A 24,908-nucleotide genomic window follows, 5' to 3' on the forward strand; every position below is an offset into this window, starting at 1 on the left:
CGCTGAAGCTGCTCGACGCGGTCGAGGCCGACCTCGGCAGGGTCTTCGGCGACGGCCGGTCCGGCCACCCGTTGCTGCGGGCGCTGCGCCGCGCCCCTGACGGGCGCGCAGCGCCCTCGAAGGGGCGCGGGGAACTGCGCGAGGACGGACCACTGCCCGCGGACGGGCACCTTGCGCCCCGGGCAGACGGGATGCCGTTACAGCGACTTGCCCGCAGGGGAACCGGACGCCGGCCCCACGATGAGCCCCTCCTCGAAACGGTCGACGCGCACCGTGTCGCCGTCCTTGACCTCGCCCGCGAGGATCTCCTTGGCGAGGCGGTCGCCGATGGAGGTCTGGATGAGGCGGCGCAGCGGGCGCGCCCCGTACGCCGGGTCGTTGCCCTCGTCCGCCAGCCAGGCCAGCGCCTCGGGCGTGACGTCCAGGGTCAGGCGCCGGTCCGCGAGCCGCTTGGCGAGGCGGTTGATCTGCAGCTCGGCGATGTGCGCCAGCTCGTCCCTCGTGAGCGCCGAGAAGACCACCAGGTCGTCGAGGCGGTTGAGGAACTCGGGCTTGAAGGAGGCCCGCACGACCTCCAGGACCTGCTGCTTCTTCTCCTCCTCGGAGGTGAGCGGCTCGACCAGGTACTGGCTCCCCAGGTTGGACGTGAGGATCAGGATGGTGTTGCGGAAGTCGACCGTCCGCCCCTGTCCGTCGGTGAGCCGCCCGTCGTCGAGGACCTGGAGCAGGACGTCGAAGACCTCGGGGTGCGCCTTCTCCACCTCGTCGAGCAGGACGACGCTGTACGGACGCCGCCGCACCGCCTCGGTGAGCTGGCCGCCCTCCTCGTACCCGACGTAGCCGGGCGGAGCGCCGACGAGCCGCGCGACGCTGTGCTTCTCGCCGTACTCGCTCATGTCGATGCGGACCATGGCCCGCTCGTCGTCGAAGAGGAAGTCCGCGAGCGCCTTGGCCAGCTCGGTCTTGCCGACGCCGGTGGGGCCGAGGAAGAGGAAGGAGCCGGTGGGCCGGTCCGGGTCGGCGATCCCGGCGCGGGTGCGCCGCACCGCGTCGGAGACGGCCCGCACGGCCTCGGACTGCCCGATGAGCCGCTTGCCGAGCTCGTCCTCCATGCGCAGCAGCTTCTGCGTCTCGCCCTCCAGGAGCCGCCCGGCGGGGATGCCGGTCCAGGATCCGACGACGTCGGCGATGTCGTCGGGGCCGACCTCCTCCTTGACCATGGTGTCCTTGGCGGCCTCCTGCTGGGCCTCGGCCTCGCTGGCCTCCGCCAGCTCCCGCTCCACGCCCGGGATCTCGCCGTACAGCAGCTTGCTGGCGCTGTCGAAGTCGCCGTCGCGCTGCGCGCGTTCGGCCTGGCCGCGCAGCTCGTCGAGCCGCTCCTTCAGCTCGCCGACGCGGTTGAGGGACTGCTTCTCCTTCTCCCAGCGGGCGTTGAGGCCGCGCAGCTCCTCCTCCTTGTCGGCGAGGTCGCGGCGGAGCTTCTCCAGGCGCTGCCTGCTCGCCGGGTCGGTCTCCTTGGCGAGCGCCAGCTCCTCCATGCGCAGCCGGTCGACGGCGCGCTGGAGCTCGTCGATCTCGACGGGCGAGGAGTCGATCTCCATGCGCAGCCGGGACGCGGCCTCGTCGACGAGGTCGATGGCCTTGTCGGGCAGGAAGCGGGAGGTGATGTACCGGTCGGAGAGCGTGGCGGCGGCGACGAGCGCGCTGTCGGCGATCTGGACCTTGTGGTGCGCCTCGTACCGCCCCTTGAGCCCGCGCAGGATCGCGATCGAGTCCTCGACGGAGGGCTCGGCGACCAGCACCTGCTGGAAGCGCCGCTCCAGGGCGGGGTCCTTCTCGATCCGCTCGCGGTACTCGTCGAGGGTGGTGGCGCCGACCATGCGCAGCTCGCCGCGCGCGAGCATCGGCTTGAGCATGTTGCCCGCGTCCATGGCCGAATCGCCGCCGGCCCCGGCGCCCACGACGGTGTGCAGCTCGTCGATGAACGTGATGATCTGCCCGTCGCTCTCCTTGATCTCGGAGAGGACGGTCTTGAGCCGCTCCTCGAACTCGCCGCGGTACTTCGCGCCGGCGACCATCGCGCCGAGGTCGAGGGAGACGAGCCGCTTGTTCTTCAGCGACTCGGGGACGTCCCCCTTCACGATCCGCTGCGCGAGGCCCTCCACGACGGCGGTCTTGCCGACGCCGGGCTCGCCGATGAGGACGGGATTGTTCTTCGTACGCCGTGACAGCACCTGGACGACCCGCCGGATCTCCTGGTCCCGTCCGATGACGGGGTCGAGCCTGCCCTCGCGGGCGGCGGCGGTGAAATCGGTGCCGAACTTCTCCAGGGCCTTGTACTGACCCTCAGGGTCGGGTGTGGTCACCCGGCGCCCTCCCCTTGCCTTCTCGAATGCGTCCAGCAGCTTCTTGCTGCCTGCTCCGTGTTCGGTGAGTACGTCCCCGGCCCGGCCGCCCTTGGCGGCGATGCCGATGAGCAGGTGCTCGGTGGAGAGGTAGTCGTCCCCGAGCTCCTTCGCGCGCTGGGCGGCGTCCGAGATGACGGCCAGCAGCTCGCGGCCCGGCTGCGGCGGCGCGACCGTGGAACCGGTCACGCTCGGCAGCGCCGCCAGGGCCCGCTCGGTGTCCGCGCGCACGGCCGCCTGGTCGGCGTCGACCGCGGCGAGCAGGTCGGTGATGTTCTCGTTGTCCTGCCCTTCGAGCAGTGCGAGCAGCAGGTGCGCGGGCGTCAGATCGGCGTGCCCGTCCTTGACGGCCCTGCTGCTGGCCGCGTTGATCGCGTCCCGGCTCCTGTTGGTCAGCTCGGCGTCCACGTGCGCTTGTCCTCCTTACGGTGTCCCGCCTGGTCCACCCACGGCGTCCTGACTTACCCAACGTACACAAAGTTGAGTCTATTCCACTCAAGGAGGCGGAGGAAGGCCGGAGCTCCCCTGTGGCTTATGTTCCGGGGCATGACGAGCACGAGTTCCCGCAGGGCACGGATCGATCCCCTCGACCCGCCCGAGCCCTACCTCAGCTTCTGGCGCGAACGGCACGTGTGCACCCTGACGACGCTGCGCCCCGACGGCACCCCGCACGTGGTGCCGGTCGGCGTGACGTACGACCCGGAGGCCGGGGTCGCCCGGGTCCTCGCGCGCAAGACGAGCCGGAAGGTCGTCCACGTCCTCGCGGCGGCGGGCACGGACGGGCCGGGGGCGCGGGTCGCGGTGTGCCAGTTCGCGGGCCGGCGCTGGGCGACGCTGGAGGGCCGGGCGACGATCAGGACGGACCCGGCGGAGATAGCGGAGGCGGAGCGGCGCTACGAGGAGCGCTACGAACGGCGGCCCTCGCCGAACCCGGACCGGGTGCTGATCGAGATAGCGGTGACGCGGGCGATGGGCAAGCCGTAAGGCGCGGGCGGGCCCTTCCCGCTGCCGCGGGTCCCGCACACACCACAGCGGCGCCACCGTGTTCAGGTCCACGGTGGCGCCGCTGCTGGGGGAAGCGCCTGCGCGATTTACAACGACGGGGGAATCGCGTCAGGCACTGCGGGGGGTGGCTGTGATGTTGTCCTGGGCGCTCATGGCACCCGGGTCCTGCTCCTGCCGCTGCCCGACCATCTGGTGGTCGCGCCGGTCCAGGTTGACGAAGACCATCCCGTACCGGATGGCACACCGCACGGGCTGCGGCGCGCCGCGGGGCCTGCGCAGGCACCGGTACGCACGGATCTCCTCCTCGTCGTCACGGGTGACGACGATCGGCTCGCCGAGGAGGGTCACCATCAACGAGTCGCCGCGGTGGGGGATCGCGGTGACCAGATCGATGAAGTGCCAACCGGAGCGGTAGGCGGTGGCCATTTCCCGGCGGAAGGTGCGGTCATCGGGAGGGGTGCTCATGCCTGGCCACCCCTCGCCGCCACGTCCCACGACAGGTCCGGCTTCGGCGCAGCCACCGACGATCCACCGGCAGGCTGGCTGTTCCAGGAGAGATCGAGAGTGGTCACCGCACCCAGGCCCAGCCCGACGGAGAAGGTGGTGACAAGCACCGAGCGAAGCATGCGCTTAAACATGATCGGCTTCGTCCTCACTTGGTAGGTTCGTCTCCCCCGGCACAAGAAGACGATGTCTCAATCGAGCACGTCAAAGCCACAGGGTCGATGCATCATGTTCCTGCACGTTCAGGACCCTGGGGGGTGGAGATTTGCTTACAACAGGCACTAAACCGACACATCCTCACCCCTCGACGCCACTGTGTGGTGAGGGTTCGAGGCTTTACGCCCATGCGTTGACCCATGGGAGGGTTGCCCGTTCCGAGGCCGAGAAAGCGCCCTGCCTCGTGGAATCCGGGCTTCTGAACCCCGACCCGGACGACGGTGACTGGTTGCGCCCGATTCCGCCGTCCGCCGCGCTCGCCCAGCGCCTCAATCCCCTTGAACGGGAAATTCAGGACCGGCGCAGACTCGCCGTACAGCTCACCGACATTTTCGAGCCATTCATGGCGATCACGGCCCGCGTGGAGCCGACGGGCCATTCCATCACCGTGCTGGAGAACGACGGGCACATCGACGCCGCCATCGAGCGCGCCACGGCCGAATGCCGCTACGAGATACTCACCGCCCAGCCGGGCGGCGGTCGCAGCGAGGACTCCCTCACCGTGGCCATGCAGCGCGGGCAGACCGTCCTCGACCGCGGCATCACCATGCGCACGCTCTACCAGCACACCGTCAGACACAGCCAGGGAACGCTCGCCTACGCCGCGCGCATGGCCAAGGGCAACGTACAGATCAGAACCCTGGAAGAGCTGATCGACCGCCTGATGGTCTTCGACCGCACGGTCGCGCTCATCCCCGCGCGCGAGGACCGCCAAGTCGCCCTGGAACTGCGCCATCCGGGGATCGTCGAGTACCTCGCCAAGGTCTTCGAGCACCAGTGGAGCAAGGCGACACCGCTGCTCGACGAGGTGCCGTACGCCCCCTCCACGGACGGCATCACCGGCGTCCAACGCTCCATCGCCCGCCTCCTCATCGAAGGTCACGTCGACGAGGCGATCGCCCGTCGGCTCGGGATGAACGTCCGCACCTGCCGCGCCCACATCGCCAAGATCGCCGCCGCCCTCGGCAGCGGCAGCCGCGCCCAACTCGGCTATCTGATAGCCCAGTCGGGGATCCTCGACCAGGACCGTGCCCCATGACCACAGAGCTCCGCCACCCCCACCACCCCCACGGACCCGACGAGCTGTGCGAGGAGGGTTCGGCGCTCTACGGCCGGGCGCTCCGGGAGAGCCGCGTGCCGCGCGCGGACGCCGAACAGGCGCCCTGCCTCGTCGACTTCGCACTGCTTCGGCCGGACGCGGAGGACCCGCACTGGCTGCGCCCCACCGCCCCCTCCATCGCCCTGCCCCGGCTGCGCGAGGCCATCCAGGAGGACATCGCGCGCGAACTCCGGCGCGAGACCCTGCTGACCGAGGCGTTCGAGCCACTCATGGCGCTCGCCCCCGCGCCGGCCTCCGCGGCCGCCTTCGTCTCCCTGGCCGCCGAGGAGTCCTCGGCCATCAGGCTGCTGGAGGGACTTCCGCAGATCCAGGAGGTCCTGAGCCGTGCGCTGGCCGAAACCGGCGACGAAGTGCTCTCGATCCAGCCGGGCGGCGTGCGGCCCACCCCGCTGCTCGCCCAGTCCCTCGACGACGCACGCGACTTCCTCGCCCGGGGCGGCAGCCTGCGGACCCTGTGCCAGCACACGTCACGCCACTCGCTGCCCACCCTCGCCCACTACGAACAGCACGACGGCAACGCCGAGGTCCGCACGCTCGACGACGTCCCCGAGCGCCTCTTCGTGTTCGACCGGACCGTCGCCGTCATCCCGGCGAACAAGGACCGCACCCTCGCCCTCGAAATACGCCACCCCGCCCTCATCGAATACTTCGTCACGACCTTCGAGCGGCTGTGGCGCCTCGCGGTCCCGATGTTCCCGCGCGCCGTGCAACTGCCCTCGGCGAACGGCATCACCGCCCGCCAGCACGCCATCGCGGGCCTCCTCGTCGAGGGCCTCACCGACACCGAGGTGGCCGACCGCCTGGGCATGAACGTCCGTACGGCCCGCGTGCACATCGCCAAACTCGCCTCCACCCTCGGCAGCGAGAGCCGCGCCCAGCTCGGCTACCTCATCGGGCAGTCCGGGATCCTGGATCCCTCGGTTCCGTCGGGGGCCTGACGGCGATGGCCATGATCGTGGTCCTTCGGCCAAAGCGCGGCGGACGTCCGGGCCCGGGACGTGCGAGAGCGCGGGATGCGGAATGCGCCACCCGGCCCGGAAAGGGACGCTTCTCACCGCCCGCCCGGCCGCCGGGGCACTCCGGCATTCCCGTCCAGACACGGTGAAATCGCGCCCACGAGAAGTGGACACTTCAATAAGAGCCCGTACCCCCGCCTAAGTGCCCCCTGCATAGAATCGCCGCGCTTCAACCGAGCGGGAGGGAGCGCACATGGTCAAGGAGCATGCGCCACATGGAGTGGAGGAACTCTGCGACGAGGGTTCCGCCGTATACGCCCGGGCCCTCCGCGAAGGCCGGATCCACGGCAAGGACGCCGAACACGCCCCCTGCCTGATCGACTTCGGCCTGCTCCACCCCGACATCGACGACATGCGGTGGCTGCTTCCCACCGCCCCCGCCGCCGCCCTTCCCCTCCTGCTCCGCACCATCGAGGACCGGATCGTCGCCCAGCGCCGCCGCGAGGAGCGGCTCACCGCCGCGTTCGAGCCGCTCATCGCCCTCGACGCGCAGCTGTCGTCCGTCACCGACACCCCGACCATCACGGTCCTGGACGGCCTGGAGCGCATCAACTCGGCCATCGACCGTGCCATGCACGACGTCACCGAGGAGTTCCTGGCCATCCAGCCGGGCGGCACCCGACCGCCCGAAACGTTGGCCGAAGCTTTTCCCCGGGACCAGGCGATCCTCACCCGGGGCTGCCGGATGCGGACCCTCTACCAGCACACAACGCGCCATTCTCTGCCCGTGCTCGCCTACTTCGAGCAGCTGGACGGCGACGCCGAGGCCCGCACCCTCGACGAGGTCACCGAGCGCCTCTTCGTCTTCGACCGGACCGTCGCCTTCATCCCGGCGAGCAAGGACCGCACGATAGCCCTGGAGCTGCGCCACCCGGCCCTCGTCGAGTACTTCGCGACCACCTTCTGGCGGCTGTGGCGCCTGGCCACGCCCATGTGGCCGCTGGCCGCCCCCCAGCCCTCGGAGGGCGGCATCACGCCCCGCCAGCGCGCCATCGCGGGCCTCCTCGTCGAAGGCCTCACCGACGCCGAGATAGCCGACCGCCTCGGCATGAACATCCGCACGGCCCGCGTCCACATCGCCAAGCTCGCCGCCACCCTCGGCAGCGAGAGCCGTGCCCAGCTCGGCTACCTCATCAGCCAGTCCGGGATCATCGAACGCGGCCAGTGAGCGACGCCCGGCCGGGGCCCGCTCAGACCACCTCGGCCGCGCCCGCCCACTCCCGCAGCAACGCCTCCCGCTCCGCCGTCCGCGGCGTGCCGCCCTCGTGGCGGCGGCCCCAGTCCGACATCGCGGTCAGGGTGGCGAGGAGCGTGCCCGCGCCCTCCGTCAGGCGGGCGAGCAGGGCGCGGGAGAGGTCGCACTCCTTCTGGGAGTAGCCGACCGCCGCGGCCGTGTACGCCTTCAGCTCCGACTCCCCGCCCTCGGTGTCCACGACGCGCACCGTCATCCTCGGCGCCTCGTCGTCGCCGCCGAGGCCCACCGTGAGGACCAGGTCGACCGCCACGCCCACGTGCCGCTTCAGCGACTTCACCGGGACGTCCTCGACGGCCAGTTCGCGCACGTCCTCCCACGACCACATGCCCGACTGGCGGTCGCCGAGGGCCACCACGCCCTCCGTCGTCAGCCGCACCCCGGGCGCCAGCCCCGACGGCTTCGCGCCCACGTACACATCGCCCTCGGCGATCCAGAACAGCCCCACCATCGCCATGGTCAGCTCAACTCCCCGTGCCCCATGCCCCATATATCGACGCAGGGCCGGGAGGTGGTCGCCTCCCGGCCCTGCATCAGCCTACTCAGACTGCGGAACCTACTGCTCGGGCGACCTCTTGGGCCGCCACACCACCAGCGCGCTCGCCTGCTGCACGTCCTGGTAGGGGACGAGGTCGCGGCGGTACGAGGCGTGCACCGCCGCTTCACGTTGCTGCATGGCGGCGGCGGCTCCCTCCACGGCCGCGGAGAGCTCCGCGACACGCGACTGAAGCGCCGCGACCTGGTTCTCCAGCTCGATGATGCGCTTGATGCCGGCGAGGTTGATGCCCTCCTCCTGCGACAGCTGCTGCACCGTGCGCAGCAGCTCGATGTCGCGGGCGGAGTAGCGTCGGCCGCGGCCCGCGGTGCGGTCCGGGGAGACCAGGCCCAGGCGGTCGTACTGCCGCAGGGTCTGGGGGTGGAGGCCGCTCAGCTGGGCGGCCACCGAGATGACGTACACCGGCGTCTCGTCGGTGAGTTGATACGGATTGCGACGACGGCCGTCCATCTCATGCTCCCTTCGCGGCCTGGAACAGTTCTGCCCGCGGGTCGTCGCCCGCAGTCGCCTCGCGGTAGGACTCCAGGGCTTCCTTCGCCGAGTCGGACAGCGATGTCGGGACCGACACCTCCACCGTCACCAGCAGGTCGCCGCGGGTGCCGTCCTTGCGGACCGCGCCCTTGCCGCGGGCCCGCATGGTGCGGCCGTTCGGCGTGCCGGGCGGCAGCTTCAGGGTGACGGCGGGTCCGCCCAGGGTCGGGACCTTGACCTCGCCGCCGAGTGCCGCCTCGGGGTACGTGACCGGCACCGTGACCGTGAGGTTGTCGCCCTTGCGGCCGAAGACCGGGTGGGCGTCCACGTGCACGACCACGTACAGATCGCCGGCCGGGCCGCCCCGCTCGCCGGGCGCGCCCTTGCCGCGGAGCCTGATCCGCTGGCCGTCGCTGACGCCCGCCGGGATGCGCACCTGCATGGTGCGCGAGGACTTCGCGCGGCCCGAGCCGCCGCAGACCTCGCAGGGGTCCTGGGCGATGAGCCCACGGCCTTTGCAGTCCACGCACGGGTCGGTGAGGGAGAACCCTCCGCCGCCGCCCCGCGAGACCTGGCCCGTGCCGACGCAGGTCGGGCACACGCGCGGCGTGCCGTTCTTGTCGCCGGTGCCGGAGCAGGTCTTGCAGGGCGCCTGGGAGGACATGCGCAGCGGCACCGTCGCGCCGTCCACCGCCTCCGTGAAGCTCAGCGTGACCTCGGACTCGATGTCCTGGCCGCGCCTCGGCTGCGTACGCGTGCCCGTTCCGGCACCCGCGCCGCCGCGGTTGAACAGGCCCCCGAAGACGTCACCGAGACCGCCCCCGAAGCCGCCGCCGGCCGCTCCACCGCCACCCGGGGCGCCGCCTCCGAAGAGGTCGCCCAGGTCGAAGTTGAACGAACCGCCGCCGCCTCCGGGGCCCGGCCGGAATCCGCCGTTGCCGAAGAGAGCACGCGCCTCGTCGTACTCCTTGCGCTTCTTGGGGTCGCCGAGGACGTCGTTCGCCTCGGAGATCTCCTTGAAGCGCTCCTCCGCCTTGGCGTTGCCCTTGTTGGCGTCCGGGTGGTTCTCGCGCGCGAGCTTCCGGTACGCCTTCTTGATCTCGGCCTCGGTGGCGTCCTTGGGGACGCCGAGGACCTTGTAGTAGTCCTTCTCGATGAAGTCCTTGGTGCTCATCCCCGACGTCCCTCCTCACTCATGTCGTTGCCGTCAGCCCTCGTCCGGGCCACCGGTCTCCTTCTCGTCGGCCGCGTCCGCCGAGGTCTCGGCGGACTCCTCGCCCTTGACGGTCTGCGCGCCCGGCTGCGGCTCGGCCACGGCCACCCGCGCGGGGCGGATGGTGCGCTCGCCGATCCGATACCCCGGCTGCAGGATCGCGACGCACGTCGTCTCGGTGACGTCCGGTGCGTAGCTGTGCATCAGGGCTTCGTGGATCGTCGGGTCGAAGGGCTCGCCCTCCTTGCCGAACTGCTGGAGGCCCAGCTTCGCGACGACCGTCTCCAGGGATTCGGCCACCGACTTGAAGCCGCCCACCAGCTCGCCGTGCTCGCGCGCGCGGCCGACGTCGTCGAGGGTCGGGAGCAGCTCGGAGAGGAGGTTCGCCGAGGCGATCTCCTTCACCGCGACCTTGTCCCGCTCCACCCGACGGCGGTAGTTCTGGTACTCGGCCTGGAGCCGCTGGAGGTCGGCGGTGCGCTCGCTGAGCGCCTTCTGCACCTGGTCCAGCTGGGCGGTCAGGCCCACGTCTCGGCTTGCGTCCCCGGCCGGGGCCGCCGGACCCTCCTCGGAGGAGGGCTCGGCGGCCTTCGGCGCGGCGTCATCAGGGGTGGCGCCGGAGGGGACGTCGGGGTTCTCGGCGTTCTCGCCGGGGCCCGGGGTCTCCTCGGTCATCAGGCGGCGCCGCCCTTCGCGTCACCGGGCTTCTCGTCGTCGACGATCTCGGCGTCGACCACGTCGTCGTCCTTCGACATGTTCGGCGCGTCGCCGCCCGGGGCGGCACCCTCGGGACCGCCCGCGGCCTGCGCGCCCTGGGCGTCGGCGTACATGGCCTGGCCCAGCTTCTGCGAGACGGCGGCGACCTTCTCGGTGGCGGTGCGGATCTCGGCGGAGTCCTCGCCCTTGAGCTTCTCCTTCAGCTCGGTGACGGCTTCCTCGACCTCGGTCTTCACGTCACCGGGGACCTTGTCCTCGTTGTCCTTGAGGAACTTCTCGGTCTGGTAGACGAGCTGCTCGCCCTGGTTGCGGGACTCGGCGGCCTCGCGGCGGGCGTGGTCCTCCTCCGCGTACTTCTCGGCCTCTTCGCGCATCCGGTTGACCTCGTCCTTCGGCAGCGAGGAGCCACCGGTGACGGTCATCTTCTGCTCCTTGCCCGTGCCGAGGTCCTTCGCGGTCACGTGCATGATGCCGTTGGCGTCGATGTCGAAGGCGACCTCGATCTGCGGGACACCGCGCGGGGCCGGCGGCAGACCGGTCAGCTCGAACATCCCGAGCTTCTTGTTGTACGCCGCGATCTCGCGCTCGCCCTGGTAGACCTGGATCTGGACGGACGGCTGGTTGTCCTCGGCCGTCGTGAAGATCTCCGACCGCTTGGTCGGGATGGTCGTGTTGCGCTCGATGAGCTTCGTCATGATGCCGCCCTTGGTCTCGATACCAAGCGACAGCGGGGTCACGTCGAGGAGCAGGACGTCCTTGACCTCACCCTTGAGGACACCGGCCTGCAGGGCGGCGCCGATGGCGACGACCTCGTCCGGGTTCACGCCCTTGTTGGCCTCGTTGCCACCGGTCAGTTCCTTGACCAGGTCGGCGACGGCCGGCATGCGGGTGGAGCCACCGACGAGAACGACGTGGTCGATCTCGGAGAGCTGGATGCCCGCGTCCTTGATGACGTTGTGGAACGGCGTCTTGCAGCGCTCCAGGAGGTCGGACGTGAGCTGCTGGAACTGGGCGCGCGTGAGCTTCTCGTCCAGGTGCAGCGGGCCCTCGGCGGAGGCCGTGATGTAGGGCAGGTTGATCGTGGTCTCCGTGGAGGAGGACAGCTCGATCTTGGCCTTCTCGGCCGCCTCGCGCAGGCGCTGGAGCGCCATCTTGTCCTTGGAGAGGTCCACGCCGTGGCCGTTGTTGAACTGCTTGACCAGGTAGTCGACGACGCGCTGGTCCCAGTCGTCACCACCGAGGTGGTTGTCGCCGTTCGTGGCCTTCACCTCGACGACGCCGTCGCCGATCTCCAGGAGCGAGACGTCGAAGGTGCCGCCACCGAGGTCGAAGACCAGAATGGTCTGGTCGTCCTTGTCGAGGCCGTAGGCCAGGGCGGCGGCGGTGGGCTCGTTGACGATGCGCAGGACGTTCAGGCCCGCGATCTCGCCGGCCTCCTTGGTGGCCTGGCGCTCCGAGTCGTTGAAGTACGCCGGGACGGTGATGACCGCGTCGGCGACCTTCTCGCCCAGGTAGGCCTCGGCGTCACGCTTCAGCTTCTGGAGGATGAACGCGGAGATCTGCTGGGGGTTGAACCCCTTGTCGTCGATGTCCACCTTCCAGTCGGTGCCCATGTGGCGCTTGACCGACCGGATGGTCCTGTCGACGTTGGTGACCGCCTGGCGCTTGGCCACCTCGCCGACGAGCACCTCGCCGTTCTTCGCGAAGGCGACGACGGACGGCGTGGTCCTGGCGCCTTCGGCGTTGGTGATGACGGTGGGCTCGCCGCCTTCGAGAACGCTGACGACGGAGTTAGTCGTGCCCAGGTCGATGCCGACCGCACGTGCCATTTCGATTCCTCCAGAGGTACATCTTGAGTGGATCTGACTCAAGAATGCATGAGCGCCCCGCTGGAGTCAACAGAGCTGAGTCAGGTCGACTCAACTCTTATCTCGCACTTACGCGCAACTAGGCTCTACGCAGGAGGTCGGGGTCCACCCGAGGGGCTCATGGGGCCGGTCGTGCGGTCCCCGTGCACCCCTTGCGGGGCACGGACACGGGAAGGGTTGCCTGAGCGACGCAGATCACCGCCTTGCTGGCTACAGTGCGGCGCAGTAAGTGGGTAGTCTCAGACGGACTGCATAAGTTACCGCTTAGTAATCAGTCGTAGTCCGCTACGAAGTCCCGCCTCGCAGGCCCGAGGAGCCCCGAAATGCAACTCGCCGCGATCATCGTGTCGCTGGTCCTCATCGCAGTCGGCGTCGCGCTGTTCGGCCGTGCCGTCCTGCAGATCGTCCAGCTGATGCGACTCGGCCAGTCCGTACCCGCCGGCACCAGGACCGACCTCCCCCTCCAGCGCACGCTCACCGTGGTCCGGGAGTTCCTGGGCCACACCCGCATGAACCGGTGGGGCATCGTCGGCTTCGCGCACTGGTTCGTGGCGGTGGGCTTCCTCACGCTGCTGCTGACCATCGTCAACGCCATCGGTCAGCTCTTCAAGGCCGACTGGATCCTGCCGATCATCGGCGACTGGGCTCCGTACAACATGTACGTCGAGTTCATGGGCACGATGACCGTGCTCGGCATCCTGGTCCTGATCGTCGTACGCCAGCTGAGCAAGCCCGGCAAGCCGGGGCGCAAGTCCCGCTTCGCGGGCTCCAAGACCGGCCAGGCGTACTTCGTCGAGACCGTCATCCTCGTCGTCGGCGTCTGCATCTTCCTGCTGCACGCCCTCGAAGGCGCCCAGCACCACGTGGACGGCTACGAGGCGTCGTTCTTCATCTCGTACCCGGTGGTCTCCTGGTTCGAGGGCATGGACGTCTCCACCCTCCAGAACCTCACGTACTTCTTCGCCGGCCTGAAGATCGCGACCTCCTTCATCTGGATGATCACGGTCTCGGTCAACATCAACATGGGTGTCGCCTGGCACCGCTTCCTCGCCTTCCCGAACATCTGGTTCAAGCGGGACGCGAAGGGCGGGACCGCGCTCGGCGAGCTGCAGCCGATGACCTCCGGCGGCCAGCCGATCGACTGGGAGGACCCGGCCGAGGACGCCGTCTTCGGCGTCTCCCAGGTCGAGCAGTTCTCGTGGAAGGGCCTGCTGGACTTCTCCACCTGCACCGAGTGCGGCCGCTGCCAGTCGCAGTGCCCCGCCTGGAACACCGGCAAGCCGCTCTCGCCGAAGCTCCTGATCATGTCGCTGCGCGACCACGCGCACGCCAAGGCCCCCTACCTGCTCGCCGGTGGCGGCAAGTCCATGGAGGGCGAGGAGAAGGCGACCGAGGAGCAGCTCAAGGACGTGCCCGCCGCCGCCCTCGCGGAGGCCGAGCGCCCGCTGATCGGGACGCACGAGGAGAACGGCGTCATCGACCCGGACGTCCTGTGGTCCTGCACCACCTGCGGCGCCTGCGTCGAGCAGTGCCCGGTCGACATCGAGCACATCGACCACATCGTCGACATGCGCCGCTATCAGGTGATGATCGAGTCCGCGTTCCCGTCCGAGGCGGGCACGATGCTCAAGAACCTGGAGAAGAAGGGCAACCCCTGGGGCCTGGCCAAGAAGCAGCGCCTGGAGTGGCTCAAGGAGCTCGACTTCGAGGTGCCGGTCGTCGGCAAGGACATCGAGGACCTCACCGAGGTCGAGTACCTGTACTGGGTGGGCTGCGCCGGCGCCCTGGAGGACCGCGCCAAGAAGACCACCAAGGCCTTCGCGGAGCTGCTCCACATCGCGGGCGTCAAGTTCGCGATCATGGGCGGCGACGAGAAGTGCACCGGTGACTCCGCCCGCCGCCTGGGCAACGAGCCGCTGTTCCAGCAGCTCGGCCAGGAGAACGTCATGGCGCTGAACATGGCGTTCGGCGAGGAGTACGACGACGACGGCAAGGTCACGGAGGAGTCGAAGAAGCCCCGTACCGCCAAGAAGATCGTCGCGACCTGCCCGCACTGCCTCAACACGATCGGCAACGAGTACCCGCAGATCGGCGGCGACTACGAGGTCGTCCACCACACGCAGCTGCTCCAGCACCTGGTCGACGAGGGCAAGCTGCTCCCGGTGACCCCCGTCGAGGGCATCATCACCTACCACGACCCGTGCTACCTGGGCCGCCACAACAAGATCTACACGCCGCCGCGCGAGATCATCGGCAAGGTCCCGGGCCTGCGCAACGAGGAGATGCACCGGCACAAGGAGCGCGGCTTCTGCTGCGGCGCCGGCGGCGCCCGCATGTGGATGGAGGAGCGCATCGGCAAGCGCATCAACACGGAGCGGGTCGACGAGGCGCTCAGCCTCAACCCCGACATCGTGTCGACGGCCTGCCCCTTCTGCCTCGTCATGCTCACCGACTCGGTCAACGGCAAGAAGAACGACGGCAAGGCCAAGGAGTCCATCCAGGTCGTCGACGTCGCCCAGCTGCTGCTCGACTCGGTGAAGACGCCGGTCGACCCGGCGGGCGAGGAGGAGTCGGCGGACGCGCCGGAGCCCGAGCCGGTCAAGTAGCCGCGCAGCACCAGCCCTTCAGGCCGGTTCCGCCCTCGGGCGGGACCGGCCTGTTGCGTGGAAGTGACCAAAGTGGCATCCGGACGGGCTTACCGCCTACGCGAAGCGGGAGCATCATGTGCTGGTTGTAACTGGTTGTTGTCTCATGGGGCGGTCGGGTCGGGGTTGATGACGGGCATACGGAGAGCGGGCATACGGAGAGCGGGCACGCGGAGAGACCGACGGCGCGGCATGCCGGTACGCCTGGCCGCGGGCACGCTCGGCTGCGCGCTGCTGCTCGCGGGCTGCGGCGGCCACGACGGAGGCGACGGCACCGCCGGGAAGAACGGCGACGGGCGGCCCGTGAACATGGCGGGCAAGGGCGCGGCCCAGCAGCCCGTCCCACGCGGCAAGGGCAGCAGGGCCGACGACGACTTCAACGGCGACGGCGCCCGAGACCTCGTGCTCGACGACCTCGTGCACCGCGACCACGGCGACGACGCGGGCATCGGCATCGTCTACGGCTCCAAGGGCGGGCTGCGGCCCGGCGCCCGGCAGCTCCTGAGCGCGCACGCCAACGGGGCGCGCACCAAGGGCGAGCTGCCCGCCGCCTTCGACGCCGAGGCCTCCTGCGACCTCGACGCGGACGGCTTCACCGACCTGCTCGTCTCGACCGATCCGCCCTACGACGGACAGGGGCAGCCGCCCGTACCGCTGCAGATCCTCTTCGGCTCGCCCAAGGGGCTCGTCGGCAAGGCCGTGCGCCTGAAGGTGCCCGACCAGGCGCGCTTCGGCAACGACTGGCCCGACCAGCCCGTGTGCGGGGACTTCGACGGGGACGGCGCGAGCGACCTCGTGCTGCACGCGAGCGGGGCGCGGATGACGTTCCTGCGGGGCCCGTTCAAGCGGAGCGGTGCGCCGCGTGCCGCGGGCAAGCCGGTCACCGCGCCGGGCAACGGCCTCGTGACGGGCCGCGCCACCGACGTCGACGGCGACGGCTACGACGACGTGCTGGTCCGCAAGGCCGCGGGCGCGTCCGGCGCCGCGAGCGCCGTCGTCCTGGGCGGCCCCAAAGGCCCCGCCGAGACCGGGGTGCTGTTCCCCGCGGGCAAGGACATCGCCTTCGGCCGCTTCGGCAAGGGCAAGGGCATGGACGCGGCGATCGCCTCGCCGCGCGGTGTCGCGCTGCGCTACGACGTGCCGGGCACCCTGCGCGGCTCCCTGGAGGCCAAGGACGTGGCCGTCGACGCGGGCGACCTCGACGGCGACGGTCTGAGCGAGCTGGTCCTCAGCGGCGGGGGCAGCGGGAGCGGCGGCGGCGCCGGGGATGTGCGGGTCTTCCGGGGGCGTACGACGGGGCTCGACGCCAACGCCTCGGCGATCGTCGTCCCCTCCGCGAAGGGCACCACGCAGGTCCTCCAGGTCGCGGACTTCGACGGCGACAAGCGGGCCGACCTGGTCCTCCGGACGTATCGCGGGGAGGGCGAGGACACGGTGGGCGTCTATCCGGGCCTGAAGAACGGCGAGTTGGTCTCGCGCAAGCCGGGACTGACCTTCTCCACGGCGGAGTTCCTGGCGCTGGGCGACGGTTCGTGACGCGCCGGGGCAGGCTGCGCGGGCGGCGGGGGTAGTCCGGGGCAGTCCGGGCCATGCGCGTGGTGGAGGTCGTACGAGTGCGTACGGATCAGGTCCGAACTGCCCCCACAATGAGGTGTTTTACCCCTCCCGGCCGTTCACCTTCCGGCCACCCCGCCGCCTCTGTCGCACAACCCTTCGTACGCCGCACGAGTCACACTCCCGGAAGCCTTACCCAAAGCCTGCCCCACCGGGAGTCCCACGTGCGCGTAAGAAACCTGGCCGTCACCGCCACCGTCGCGGCCCTCGCCGCGGCCGGGCTGACGCTGCCCCTGGCCGGTTCGGCGAGCGCCGCCTCCACCCTGAAGGACGACTTCAACGGCGACGGCTACCGCGACCTCGCGGTCGGCTCGCCGAACTCCAACTCGGTGACGGTCACCTTCGGTTCGGCCTCCGGCGTCTCGGAGGGCCGCTCGGTGACCGTCACCCAGGACACGCCCGGCGTGCCCGGCGTCCTGGAGCCCGAGGACGAGTTCGGCGAGAACGTCACCAGCGGCGACGTGAACCGCGACGGCTACGCCGACCTGATCGTCGGCGCCCCCGGCGAGCAGGTGACGGGCAGGCCCTCCGGCTCCGTCACCGTCATCAAGGGCGGCAGGAACGGCTTCACCTCCGGCGGCCGGGTCCTCAACTCGCCCGCCGACACGACCGGCCGCTTCGGCGAGGCCGCCGTCTGGACCGACCTCGACTACGACGGCTCGCCCCAGCTCGCCGTGATCAGCGCCGACAACTGGTACTTCTACTCCGGCGCGGGCGAGGACGGCCGTACGCACGGCCTGGAGGTCGACTTCCTGCCCGAGGGCGTCCGCCTGGACGGCATGGTCTCCGGCAACTTCAAGTACAAGGACGGCGTCGGCTTCGTCCTGTACGGCGAGCGCGCCGACGGCGGCCTCTACACCGCGCACATGAACGGTGGCGTCGGCGACTACGGCTACCAGGCCGAGGTGCTCGCCGAGGGCGACGACCCGACCGCGACCGGCGACGCCGCCACCGTCGGTGACGTCGACGGCGACGGATACGCCGACCTGATCACCGGAAACCGCCTCACGTCCGCTCTCGCCAAGGGCGGTTCGGTGACCGTGCGGCGCGGCGGCGACGGCAGGTTCGGCGCCCCGGTGACGTACCACCAGGACAGCCCCGGCGTGCCCGGCGCCGACGAGGCCGGCGACGGCTTCGGCGGCTCCGTCGCGGCGGGCGACGTGAACGGCGACGGGCTCGCCGACCTCGCGGTGGGCGCGCCCGGCGAGACCGTCGGCACGGTCGAGGGCGCGGGCAGCGTCACCTACCTCAAGTCCACCGCGGGCACGTTCACTTCGGGCAAGGCCTGGCACCAGGAGACCGCCGGCGTGCCCGGCGTCGCCGAGGCGGGCGACCACTTCGGCGCGTCCGTGCGCCTGAAGGACATCAACAAGAACGGCAGGCCCGACCTGGCCACCGGCGCGACCGGCGAGGACATCGGCACGACGCGGGACGTCGGCGCCGTGTGGGTCCTGCGGGGCACGACGACCGGGCTGACCTCGTCGTACGCGGCCTCCTTCAACGGCACGGACTTCGGGCTCGACGGCGCGGACGCGGGCTTCGGGCGAACGCTGCGCTAGCGGCGCCCAAGTACTCCGTGAGGCTAGCGGCGCCCATGCACTCCGTGAGCAGGACCCTCTGCAGCGCGGCTCCTCCGATGTCACGCACATCTGCCGCCGATCAAGTCCTCTGCGACAACACCCCCCATTCCTGAGCGAGTTGGAGACACCCCAGTGGCCTCAGCGCCCCAGCACGTGCGGAAGACCGCACGGAACGCACGCGACGCACGCAACGAACGCACCGCACGGAACAAGATCCTCACCGCGGCCGCCCTCTGCGCCGCCACCGCGCTCGGCGTCACGGGCCTGACCGCGGGCGGCGCGTCCGCCGCCCCGCAGCCCTCGAAGCTCCGCGCCGACTACAACGGCGACGGCTATGTGGACCTCGCGGTCGGCGTGCCCGACGCGACCGTCTCCGGCAAGGCCAAGGCCGGTTACGTGAACGTGGTCTGGGGCGGCGCGAACGGCCTCGGACAGCACGGCTCGACGACCGTCAGCCAGGCCACGTCCGGCGTGCCCGGCACCGTCGAGGCGGGTGACGGCTTCGGCACGGCCGTCGCCTCCGACGACATGAACGGCGACGGCTACTCCGACCTCGTCGTCGGTACGCCCGGCGAGGACAACGACACGGGCCTGTCCGCGGGCACCGTCACCGTCGTCTGGGGTTCCGCGGGCGGCTTCAAGGGCGGCTTCACCGCCGCCAACGGAGACATCGGCGACGCCCACTACGGCGCGCTGCTCGCCACCGGCGACTTCGACAAGGACGGCGACAAGGACATCGCCTTCAACTCCCACTTCGACGAGAGCAGCTCCGTCGTCGTGCGCTCCGGCCCCTTCACCGAGGGCTCCTCCGCGAAGCTCGCCCGGGTCGACGGCTGGCACTTCGGCGGCCCGTCCGTCCTGGCGAGCGGCGACTTCGACGGCGACGGCGGCGACGACCTCGCGATCTCGTACAAGGGCATGGAGATCAGCGGTACGACGGTCAGGAGCCGTGCCGCGTCCGGCGAGTGGCAGACGGTGTGGTCCACGCCCGACAGCAGCCGGAGCGCCCTCGCCACGGGTGACTTCGACGGCGACGGCAGCGACGACCTCGCCATCGGCGACGTCCAGGCCAACCCCGAGACCGAGTCGACCAATTGCGAGGACCGCCTCGGCGGCGCCGTCCTCACCGTCTACGGCAAGAAGGGCGGCAAGCTCGGCGAGGGCGGGCACTCCTGCACCACGCAGGGCAGCCCCCAGGTCGGCGGGACGCCCGAGGCCGAGGACAACTTCGGCGCGCACCTCGCCGCCGCCGACGTCGACCGGGACGGCATCGACGAGCTGATCGCCGGCGCCGACACGGAGGCCGTCGGCACCGCGAAGGACGCCGGCACCTACTGGGTCCTCGCCTCCCTCGGCACGGGCGAGGCCTTCACGGGCCCCGCGTTCAGCCAGAACTCCGCGGGCGTCGCGGGCACGGCCGAGGCCGGCGACCGCTTCGGCGCGGCCGTCGCCACCGGCGACTACAACGGCGACACCTACCCGGACGTCGCGGTGGGCGCGCCCGGCGAGGACGAGGGCAAGGGCGGCGTCTGGTACGCCGCGACCCCGAAGGACGGCCCGAACCCGCCGGTCACCTCGGTGACGCCGGGCAAGCTGGGGCTCGCGGGGGCGCGGGGGTACGGGGGCGTGCTGGGGCGGTAGGAACGGCACCGTCGGCTCCGCCGGGGCGGATGTCGGGTCCCGTCGGATCCGGTGCCGCCCGATCACCGGCTCCGCCGAGTTCGTCCTCAAGCGCCGGACGGGCTGATTCCCTCAGCCCGTCCGGCGCTTTCCTCTGCCCTGTCCGGCGCTTCCCTCCACCCTGTCCGGCGCCTCCCTCCACCTCACAAATCGCCCAACAAGCATGCACTCAGCACGAGTTCCGATATAGCGCCACCTTTCTAGCGCCACCTTCACGCCACCCCCGGAAGTCCCCCGCTCCCCCATACAACCCTCCGCCCGCACCAGCGGTCTCCCTTGCGCCAACCGCGGCGCGACTCCCCGGCCAACTCACGGTGAACGCACCCGGAACGCACCCCGTTGCCCACCGTCCGCGGATGTCCGCCAGGCATCCGCGCATGCCGCAGGAGTCCCGCATGGCCAAGCACAGGCGCACCTCCGTCCCCAGCCCCAGACGCACGCGGCTCGCCGCGGCGACCGCAGCCGCGGCCGCGCTCACCGGCGGGCTGCTCACCGTCTCGGCCGGCGCGGCCACCGCCGCGCCCGCGGACCGGCTCCCCGCGCACGAGGCCGACTTCAACGGCGACGGCGTCGCCGACCTCGCCACCTCCGCGCCCACCGCCAACGTCGGCGGCAAGGACCAGGCGGGCCAGGTCACCGTCACGTACGGCGGCGCCACGCTGCGCCACAAGACCTTCAGCCAGAACAGCACGGGCGTCCCCGGCACCGCCGAGAAGGGCGACGGCTTCGGCACGGACACCGCGTACGGCGACTTCGACCGGGACGGCTACGACGACCTCGCGGTCGCCGCGCCCGGCGAGGACGTCGGCAGCGACGCGGACGGCGGCACCGTGCAGGTCCTGTGGGGCTCGCCGAGCGGCCTGTCCGGCGGCACCACGGTGGCCGACCCGCGCCCCACCCAGCACGACTTCTTCGGCTCGCCCATCGAGGCCGGCGACTTCGACGGCGACGGCGGCACCGACCTGGCCATCGGCGCCCGGTCCGGCGCGGCCACCATCGACGTCCTCAACGGCGACATCTCCCGCTCCACCGGCAAGGGGAGCAGCCGCTACACGATCAAGCCCGCTGTCGAGAGCGGCGAGGGCGCGGGCCCGCTCAACCTGCACTCCGGCGACGTGAACGGCGACGACAGGGACGACCTGGTCGTCGACGGCTACTCCACCGCCGACGGCTACAACGCCAACCTGTGGGTGCCCGGCACCCCGGACGGCCTGAGCACCACGAACCAGCAGCGGCTGCCCGGCGGCATCATCACCGACGTCGGCGACACCGACGGCGACGGGTACGGCGACATCGTCATCGGCCTCGACTGGGACGAGGGCATCGACGGCGCGAACAAGGGCGGTTCGGTGTACGTGGTGCACGGCGCCGCCACCGGCCCCTACGGCGACACCCAGGTCTTCACGCAGGACAGCGCGGGCGTCCCCGGCGCGGGCGAGAAGGGCGACTCGTTCGGCAACGAGCTCGACCTAGGCGACATCAACGGCGACGGCCACCTCGACCTGGTCGTGGGCTCCGCGGGCGAGGACCTCGACGGCGTCACGGACGCGGGCGCGGTCACGGTCATCTACGGCGCGGCCGACGGCTCCGGCCTGTCCACGCGGGGCGCGGTGCTGCTCAGCCAGGACACCCCGGGCGTCCCCAACACCAACGAGAAGAACGACTTCTTCGGCTCGGACGTCCACGTCGACGACCTCAACGGCGACGGCCGCGGTGACATCACCGTCGGCGCGTACGGCGAGAACGGCGCGAACGGCGCCGTATACCCCCTGACCAGCAAGGCGGACGGCACCCTGGCGGGCACGTCGGGCGTCTACACGTCGACGGTGGGCATCTCGTCCACGGGCTCGGCCCGCTTCGGGGCGAACTTCGCGGACTGATCCGCCGCACACCGCACCACCGCGCCGTCGCCCCGCCTCGGGCCCGGCCTCTCCCGTCCCCGTACTCCCTGGAGTTCCCGTGCGCATACGTCCGGTCCTGCTGGCCACTTCCCTGATGGCCGTCGGGCTGCTCGCGCTGCCCGTCACCGCGTCGGCCGCCCCCGCCCGGTACACCGACGACTTCAACGGCGACGGGTACCGGGACCTCGCCGTGGGCCTGCCGGACAAGACCGTCGCCGGCAAGAAGCGGGGCGGCGCGGTCCTGGTCACCTTCGGCTCGGCGTCCGGCCTCACCGGCAAACGTGTGTACGTCACCCAGAACTCGTCCGGAATCCCCGGCTCCACCGAGACGGACGACCTCTTCGGCACGGACCTCTCCAGCGGGGACCTGGACGGCGACGGATACGCCGACCTGCTCGTCACCAGCGAGGCCGAGCAAGTCGGCGACCACCGCGCACGCGGCAGCGTCACCGTCCTGTGGGGAGGCAAGGACCCCTTCCGCGGTGGGACGAACCTCGCCGACCCCGGAGCGTCCTACGACCAGTTCTTCGGATCCGACACGGCCGTGGGCGACTTCGTCGGTGACGCCGCGCCCGATGCCGTGGTCGCCGACGCGTCCGGCCTCTGGCTGTTCGAGGGGGGCTTCCGGCGGACCTCCATGCCGGTACCGGTCCAGGTGTGGCCCCGGGGCCACGACAACGACGTCGGCTTCGGCCAGTTGGCCGTCGGCGACTTCACGGGCGGCGGCAAGGACGAACTCGCCGTGACGGTCCCCGGAACGACCGTGATCTACGGCAGCGGTGCCACGGGCGACGCGTCCGACTTCTTCGACCGCGGGACCGTCCGGGGCGGGACCACGTCCGCGGCGGGCGACCTCGACGGTGACGGCCGCGACGACCTCGCCGTGGCTCTCGCCGAGCCGGACCTGTACGAGAACGGTCTCACCGACCCCAGCGGCGGCGCCGGCTACGTGATGGTCTTCTACGGCGACGCCGACTCGGCGAACGGGGGCGGTCTGAACCGCACGCGCCACACCTACCACCAGGGCACCGCGGGGATTCCCGGTGACAACGAGGCCCTCGATCAGTTCGGCGAGGACCTCGCCATCGCCGACGTCACCGGGGACGGCCGCGCGGAACTGGCCGTCGGCGTCTCCTACGAGTCCCTGGACGGCCACACGAGGGCGGGCGACGTCCTCCTGCTGCGCGGCTCCGCCACCGGCCTGACCACGACGGGCGCGAAGCGGTACTCCCAGAACACGGCCGGGGTGCCGGGCGCGGCCGAGTTCAACGACGAGTTCGGCACCCGGGTCCGCCTCGCCGACTTCAACCGTGACGGCGAGGCGGACCTCGCCGTCACTGCTCCCGGCGAGAACACCAGGACGGGCGCCCTCTGGCAGCTCCACGGCGCGCGTTCGGGCCTCACGACCACCGGAGCGGACTCCTTCACCGCCCAGGACTACGGCCTGTCGGCCTCCTCGCACCTCGGCGACGCGCTCAACGAGTGAGGACGCCCCGGACGGGCCCGGCCAGGCATCGCCCCACCCGCACAGCCCAGCAACCCGCAACGACGTCCGCAGAGTTGGAGCCCCCCGTGACCCACGAGACCCCCGCGCGCACCCGCACCCCCCTGCACACCCGCACCCCCCTGCGCCGCCGCACCCTCGCCCTGGCCGCGGCCACCGCCCTGGCCGCCACCGGTCTCGTGCTGCCCCTCGCGGGCGGCGCGAGTGCCGCCGACCCCGCCGAACCCGTACCGCTGAAGAGCGACTTCAACGGTGACGGCTACGCCGACCTCGCCGTCGGCGTGCCCGACGGCAGCGTCGACGGCAAGGCGAAGGCCGGCTACGTGAGCGTCGTCTTCGGCGGGAAGGGCGGTCCGGGCACGAACGGCGTACGCCGCATCACGCAGGCCACCGTCGAGATCCCCGGCACCCCGGAGGCCGGGGACCGCTTCGGCGGCGCGGTCACCACCGCGTACATCGACGACGACCGGTACGCCGACCTCGTCATCGGCGCCCCGGGCGAGGACATCGACGCCAAGAAGGACGCCGGCTCGGTGACCGTCCTCTACGGCACCGGCGACGGCTTCGCCACGGCCAACACCGCCGCCCGCGGCGACGCGGCGGGCGCCGCCTACGGGAACGCCCTCGTCGCCGCCGACTTCACCGGCGACACGGACGTCGACCTGGCGATCGGCGCCAAGGACAAGGTCGTCTACAACAGCCACCCGCTCGTCGCCCGCACCGACATCCTCATGGGCGACCGCATGGGCGGCCGCGCCCCCGTCCTGTCGACCGGCGACTTCGACTCCGACGGCCGCCCCGAGCTGGCCGTCGCGTTCTACACCCAGAACCAGCCCTACACCCAGTCCCACGTGCAGCTCTTCCGCTACATGAAGGACGAGTACCGGTTCGGCCTGACCTGGAGCAGCGACAACAGCGCCGCGAACGCGCTGGCCGTGGGCGACTTCAACGGCGACGGCCTCGACGACCTGGCCCTCGGCAACTGCCGCGAGATCGCCGACGAGAACATCGACGACCCGTGCGGCCCCGAGAAGACCGCCGAGGGCGGCGGCATCCACATCCACTACGGGGGCGGCGACGAGCCCATCTGGAAGGGCCAGACCCTCAACCAGGACACCCCCGGCGTCCCGGGCGTCGCCGAAAAGGGTGACGACTTCGGCAACGCCCTCGCGGTCGCCGACATCGACGGCGACGGCAAGGACGACCTGATCGCGGGCGCCCCCGGCGAGGCCATCGGCAGCGCGGCGGGCGCGGGCGCCGTCACCGTCCTGAAGGGCGGCACGAACGGCATCCTGAACACCGACGGCGCGGCCACCGCGATCGCGTACCAGCAGGACACCCCCGGCATCCCGGGCGTCGCCGAGAAGGGCGACCGCTTCGGCGCGGCGCTCGCCACCGCGGACCACGACGGCGACGGCCGCCCGGACCTGTCGGTCGGCGCGCCCGGCGAGAACGCCTCGTCGGGCGGCGTCTGGAACCTCCCGTCGGCCGCCGCGCGCGGCGTGGTCGCCCTCACCCCCAACTCCCTTGACCTGCCCGCCTCTTCGAACCCGCCGGCGTACGGGGCGGTGCTCCGCCGCTGACGGTGTCCGTACGCGACCGACCCTGTGGCCAACCCGTCAGGGATCCCCTAAGGGTTGT

19 protein-coding genes are annotated in these 24,908 nt (G+C 71.1%); 11 read left to right on the forward strand and 8 right to left on the reverse strand.

The features are described from left to right. Positions 1-197: 197 nt before the first annotated feature. Complete coding sequence (gene clpB, locus AB0L89_RS39750; protein ID WP_365152635.1) at positions 198-2,813, reverse strand: ATP-dependent chaperone ClpB; 2,616 nt, start codon at positions 2,811-2,813, stop codon at positions 198-200. A gap of 138 nt (positions 2,814-2,951) precedes the next feature. Here clpB and AB0L89_RS39755 point away from each other — a divergent pair, with 138 nt between their 5' ends. Continuing rightward, positions 2,952-3,389 (forward strand): TIGR03618 family F420-dependent PPOX class oxidoreductase, encoded by a 438-nt coding sequence (locus AB0L89_RS39755; RefSeq protein ID WP_365152637.1) that lies wholly within the window; start codon positions 2,952-2,954, stop codon positions 3,387-3,389. Between the two features lie 129 nt (positions 3,390-3,518). On the opposite strand, the gene AB0L89_RS39760 is transcribed toward AB0L89_RS39755, so the two are convergent. Together AB0L89_RS39760 and AB0L89_RS39765 are read right to left on the reverse strand one after the other, a co-directional pair. Then, a complete protein-coding gene (locus AB0L89_RS39760) occupies positions 3,519-3,875 on the reverse strand; it encodes a hypothetical protein (RefSeq protein WP_365152639.1) in 357 nt (118 codons plus the stop codon). Continuing rightward, on the reverse strand, positions 3,872-4,048 hold the full coding sequence (locus AB0L89_RS39765; protein ID WP_365152641.1) for a hypothetical protein: 177 nt from the start codon (positions 4,046-4,048) through the stop codon (positions 3,872-3,874). Before AB0L89_RS39765 ends, AB0L89_RS39760 begins: the two co-directional genes overlap by 4 nt. 131 nt (positions 4,049-4,179) lie before the next feature. On the opposite strand from AB0L89_RS39765, the gene AB0L89_RS39770 reads away from it, so the two are divergent. From AB0L89_RS39770 to AB0L89_RS39780, 3 genes are all read left to right on the forward strand, one after another. Further along, entirely contained in the window at positions 4,180-5,169 is a 990-nt protein-coding gene (locus tag AB0L89_RS39770; RefSeq protein WP_365152643.1) for a helix-turn-helix transcriptional regulator, read from the forward strand. Next, the gene (locus AB0L89_RS39775; protein WP_365152645.1) at positions 5,166-6,188 is read left to right on the forward strand and encodes a helix-turn-helix transcriptional regulator; all 1,023 of its coding nucleotides are present in this window, start codon (positions 5,166-5,168) and stop codon (positions 6,186-6,188) included. The genes AB0L89_RS39770 and AB0L89_RS39775 overlap by 4 nt, the downstream gene beginning before the upstream one ends. Before the next feature lie 271 nt (positions 6,189-6,459). After that, positions 6,460-7,434, forward strand: coding sequence for a helix-turn-helix transcriptional regulator (locus AB0L89_RS39780; protein WP_365152647.1), 975 nt, complete (start codon positions 6,460-6,462; stop codon positions 7,432-7,434). Positions 7,435-7,456: 22 nt separating this feature from the next. Here the strand turns inward: AB0L89_RS39780 and AB0L89_RS39785 are convergent, their stop codons facing one another. From AB0L89_RS39785 to dnaK, 5 genes are all read right to left on the reverse strand, one after another. Then, positions 7,457-7,975 carry a hypothetical protein gene (locus AB0L89_RS39785; RefSeq protein WP_365152649.1) on the reverse strand — a complete coding sequence of 173 codons (519 nt, stop codon included), beginning with the start codon at positions 7,973-7,975 and terminating at the stop codon, positions 7,457-7,459. A 99-nt stretch (positions 7,976-8,074) separates the two neighbouring features. Further along, entirely contained in the window at positions 8,075-8,524 is a 450-nt protein-coding gene (locus tag AB0L89_RS39790) for a helix-turn-helix domain-containing protein (protein ID WP_055698615.1), read from the reverse strand. Between the two features lies 1 nt (position 8,525). Continuing rightward, the gene (gene dnaJ, locus AB0L89_RS39795; protein ID WP_055698616.1) at positions 8,526-9,719 is read right to left on the reverse strand and encodes a molecular chaperone DnaJ; all 1,194 of its coding nucleotides are present in this window, start codon (positions 9,717-9,719) and stop codon (positions 8,526-8,528) included. A gap of 33 nt (positions 9,720-9,752) precedes the next feature. Further along, positions 9,753-10,433 carry a nucleotide exchange factor GrpE gene (grpE, locus tag AB0L89_RS39800; RefSeq protein ID WP_365152652.1) on the reverse strand — a complete coding sequence of 227 codons (681 nt, stop codon included), beginning with the start codon at positions 10,431-10,433 and terminating at the stop codon, positions 9,753-9,755. Next, positions 10,433-12,304 carry a molecular chaperone DnaK gene (dnaK, locus tag AB0L89_RS39805; RefSeq protein ID WP_365152654.1) on the reverse strand — a complete coding sequence of 624 codons (1,872 nt, stop codon included), beginning with the start codon at positions 12,302-12,304 and terminating at the stop codon, positions 10,433-10,435. The genes grpE and dnaK overlap by 1 nt, the downstream gene beginning before the upstream one ends. 362 nt (positions 12,305-12,666) lie before the next feature. Between dnaK and AB0L89_RS39810 the strand changes: the two genes are divergently transcribed. From AB0L89_RS39810 to AB0L89_RS39840, 7 genes are all read left to right on the forward strand, one after another. Beyond that, the gene (locus AB0L89_RS39810) at positions 12,667-14,949 is read left to right on the forward strand and encodes a (Fe-S)-binding protein (RefSeq protein WP_365152656.1); all 2,283 of its coding nucleotides are present in this window, start codon (positions 12,667-12,669) and stop codon (positions 14,947-14,949) included. Between the two features lie 231 nt (positions 14,950-15,180). Further along, entirely contained in the window at positions 15,181-16,524 is a 1,344-nt protein-coding gene (locus AB0L89_RS39815; protein ID WP_365152658.1) for a VCBS repeat-containing protein, read from the forward strand. Between the two features lie 242 nt (positions 16,525-16,766). Further along, positions 16,767-18,161 carry an FG-GAP-like repeat-containing protein gene (locus AB0L89_RS39820; protein WP_365152660.1) on the forward strand — a complete coding sequence of 465 codons (1,395 nt, stop codon included), beginning with the start codon at positions 16,767-16,769 and terminating at the stop codon, positions 18,159-18,161. A 153-nt stretch (positions 18,162-18,314) separates the two neighbouring features. Beyond that, entirely contained in the window at positions 18,315-19,823 is a 1,509-nt protein-coding gene (locus tag AB0L89_RS39825; protein ID WP_365152662.1) for an FG-GAP repeat protein, read from the forward strand. 434 nt (positions 19,824-20,257) lie between these two features. Continuing rightward, complete coding sequence (locus AB0L89_RS39830) at positions 20,258-21,742, forward strand: FG-GAP repeat protein (protein WP_365152664.1); 1,485 nt, start codon at positions 20,258-20,260, stop codon at positions 21,740-21,742. A gap of 79 nt (positions 21,743-21,821) precedes the next feature. Next, positions 21,822-23,249: an FG-GAP repeat protein gene (locus tag AB0L89_RS39835; RefSeq protein ID WP_365152666.1), complete on the forward strand. Its 1,428-nt coding sequence runs from the start codon at positions 21,822-21,824 to the stop codon at positions 23,247-23,249. An 86-nt stretch (positions 23,250-23,335) separates the two neighbouring features. After that, entirely contained in the window at positions 23,336-24,850 is a 1,515-nt protein-coding gene (locus tag AB0L89_RS39840; RefSeq protein WP_365152668.1) for an FG-GAP-like repeat-containing protein, read from the forward strand. Positions 24,851-24,908: the final 58 nt, after the last annotated feature.

This window comes from Streptomyces sp. NPDC052114, from assembly GCF_040680155.1.
Lineage (GTDB): Bacteria > Actinomycetota > Actinomycetes > Streptomycetales > Streptomycetaceae > Streptomyces.

What these genes read in the sequence shown, in the direction of transcription:
- AB0L89_RS39785 (WP_365152649.1), bottom strand. Translation starts at nt 7,975, where the DNA reads ATGGCGATGGTGGGGCTGTTCTGGATCGCCGAGGGCGATGTGTACGTG.
- dnaJ (WP_055698616.1), bottom strand. Translation starts at nt 9,719, where the DNA reads ATGAGCACCAAGGACTTCATCGAGAAGGACTACTACAAGGTCCTCGGC.
- AB0L89_RS39790 (WP_055698615.1), bottom strand. Translation starts at nt 8,524, where the DNA reads ATGGACGGCCGTCGTCGCAATCCGTATCAACTCACCGACGAGACGCCG.
- AB0L89_RS39830 (WP_365152664.1), top strand. Translation starts at nt 20,258, where the DNA reads ATGGCCAAGCACAGGCGCACCTCCGTCCCCAGCCCCAGACGCACGCGG.
- AB0L89_RS39815 (WP_365152658.1), top strand. Translation starts at nt 15,181, where the DNA reads ATGCCGGTACGCCTGGCCGCGGGCACGCTCGGCTGCGCGCTGCTGCTC.
- AB0L89_RS39760 (WP_365152639.1), bottom strand. Translation starts at nt 3,875, where the DNA reads ATGAGCACCCCTCCCGATGACCGCACCTTCCGCCGGGAAATGGCCACC.
- AB0L89_RS39765 (WP_365152641.1), bottom strand. Translation starts at nt 4,048, where the DNA reads ATGTTTAAGCGCATGCTTCGCTCGGTGCTTGTCACCACCTTCTCCGTC.
- grpE (WP_365152652.1), bottom strand. Translation starts at nt 10,433, where the DNA reads ATGACCGAGGAGACCCCGGGCCCCGGCGAGAACGCCGAGAACCCCGAC.
- AB0L89_RS39775 (WP_365152645.1), top strand. Translation starts at nt 5,166, where the DNA reads ATGACCACAGAGCTCCGCCACCCCCACCACCCCCACGGACCCGACGAG.
- dnaK (WP_365152654.1), bottom strand. Translation starts at nt 12,304, where the DNA reads ATGGCACGTGCGGTCGGCATCGACCTGGGCACGACTAACTCCGTCGTC.
- AB0L89_RS39780 (WP_365152647.1), top strand. Translation starts at nt 6,460, where the DNA reads ATGGTCAAGGAGCATGCGCCACATGGAGTGGAGGAACTCTGCGACGAG.
- AB0L89_RS39810 (WP_365152656.1), top strand. Translation starts at nt 12,667, where the DNA reads ATGCAACTCGCCGCGATCATCGTGTCGCTGGTCCTCATCGCAGTCGGC.
- AB0L89_RS39755 (WP_365152637.1), top strand. Translation starts at nt 2,952, where the DNA reads ATGACGAGCACGAGTTCCCGCAGGGCACGGATCGATCCCCTCGACCCG.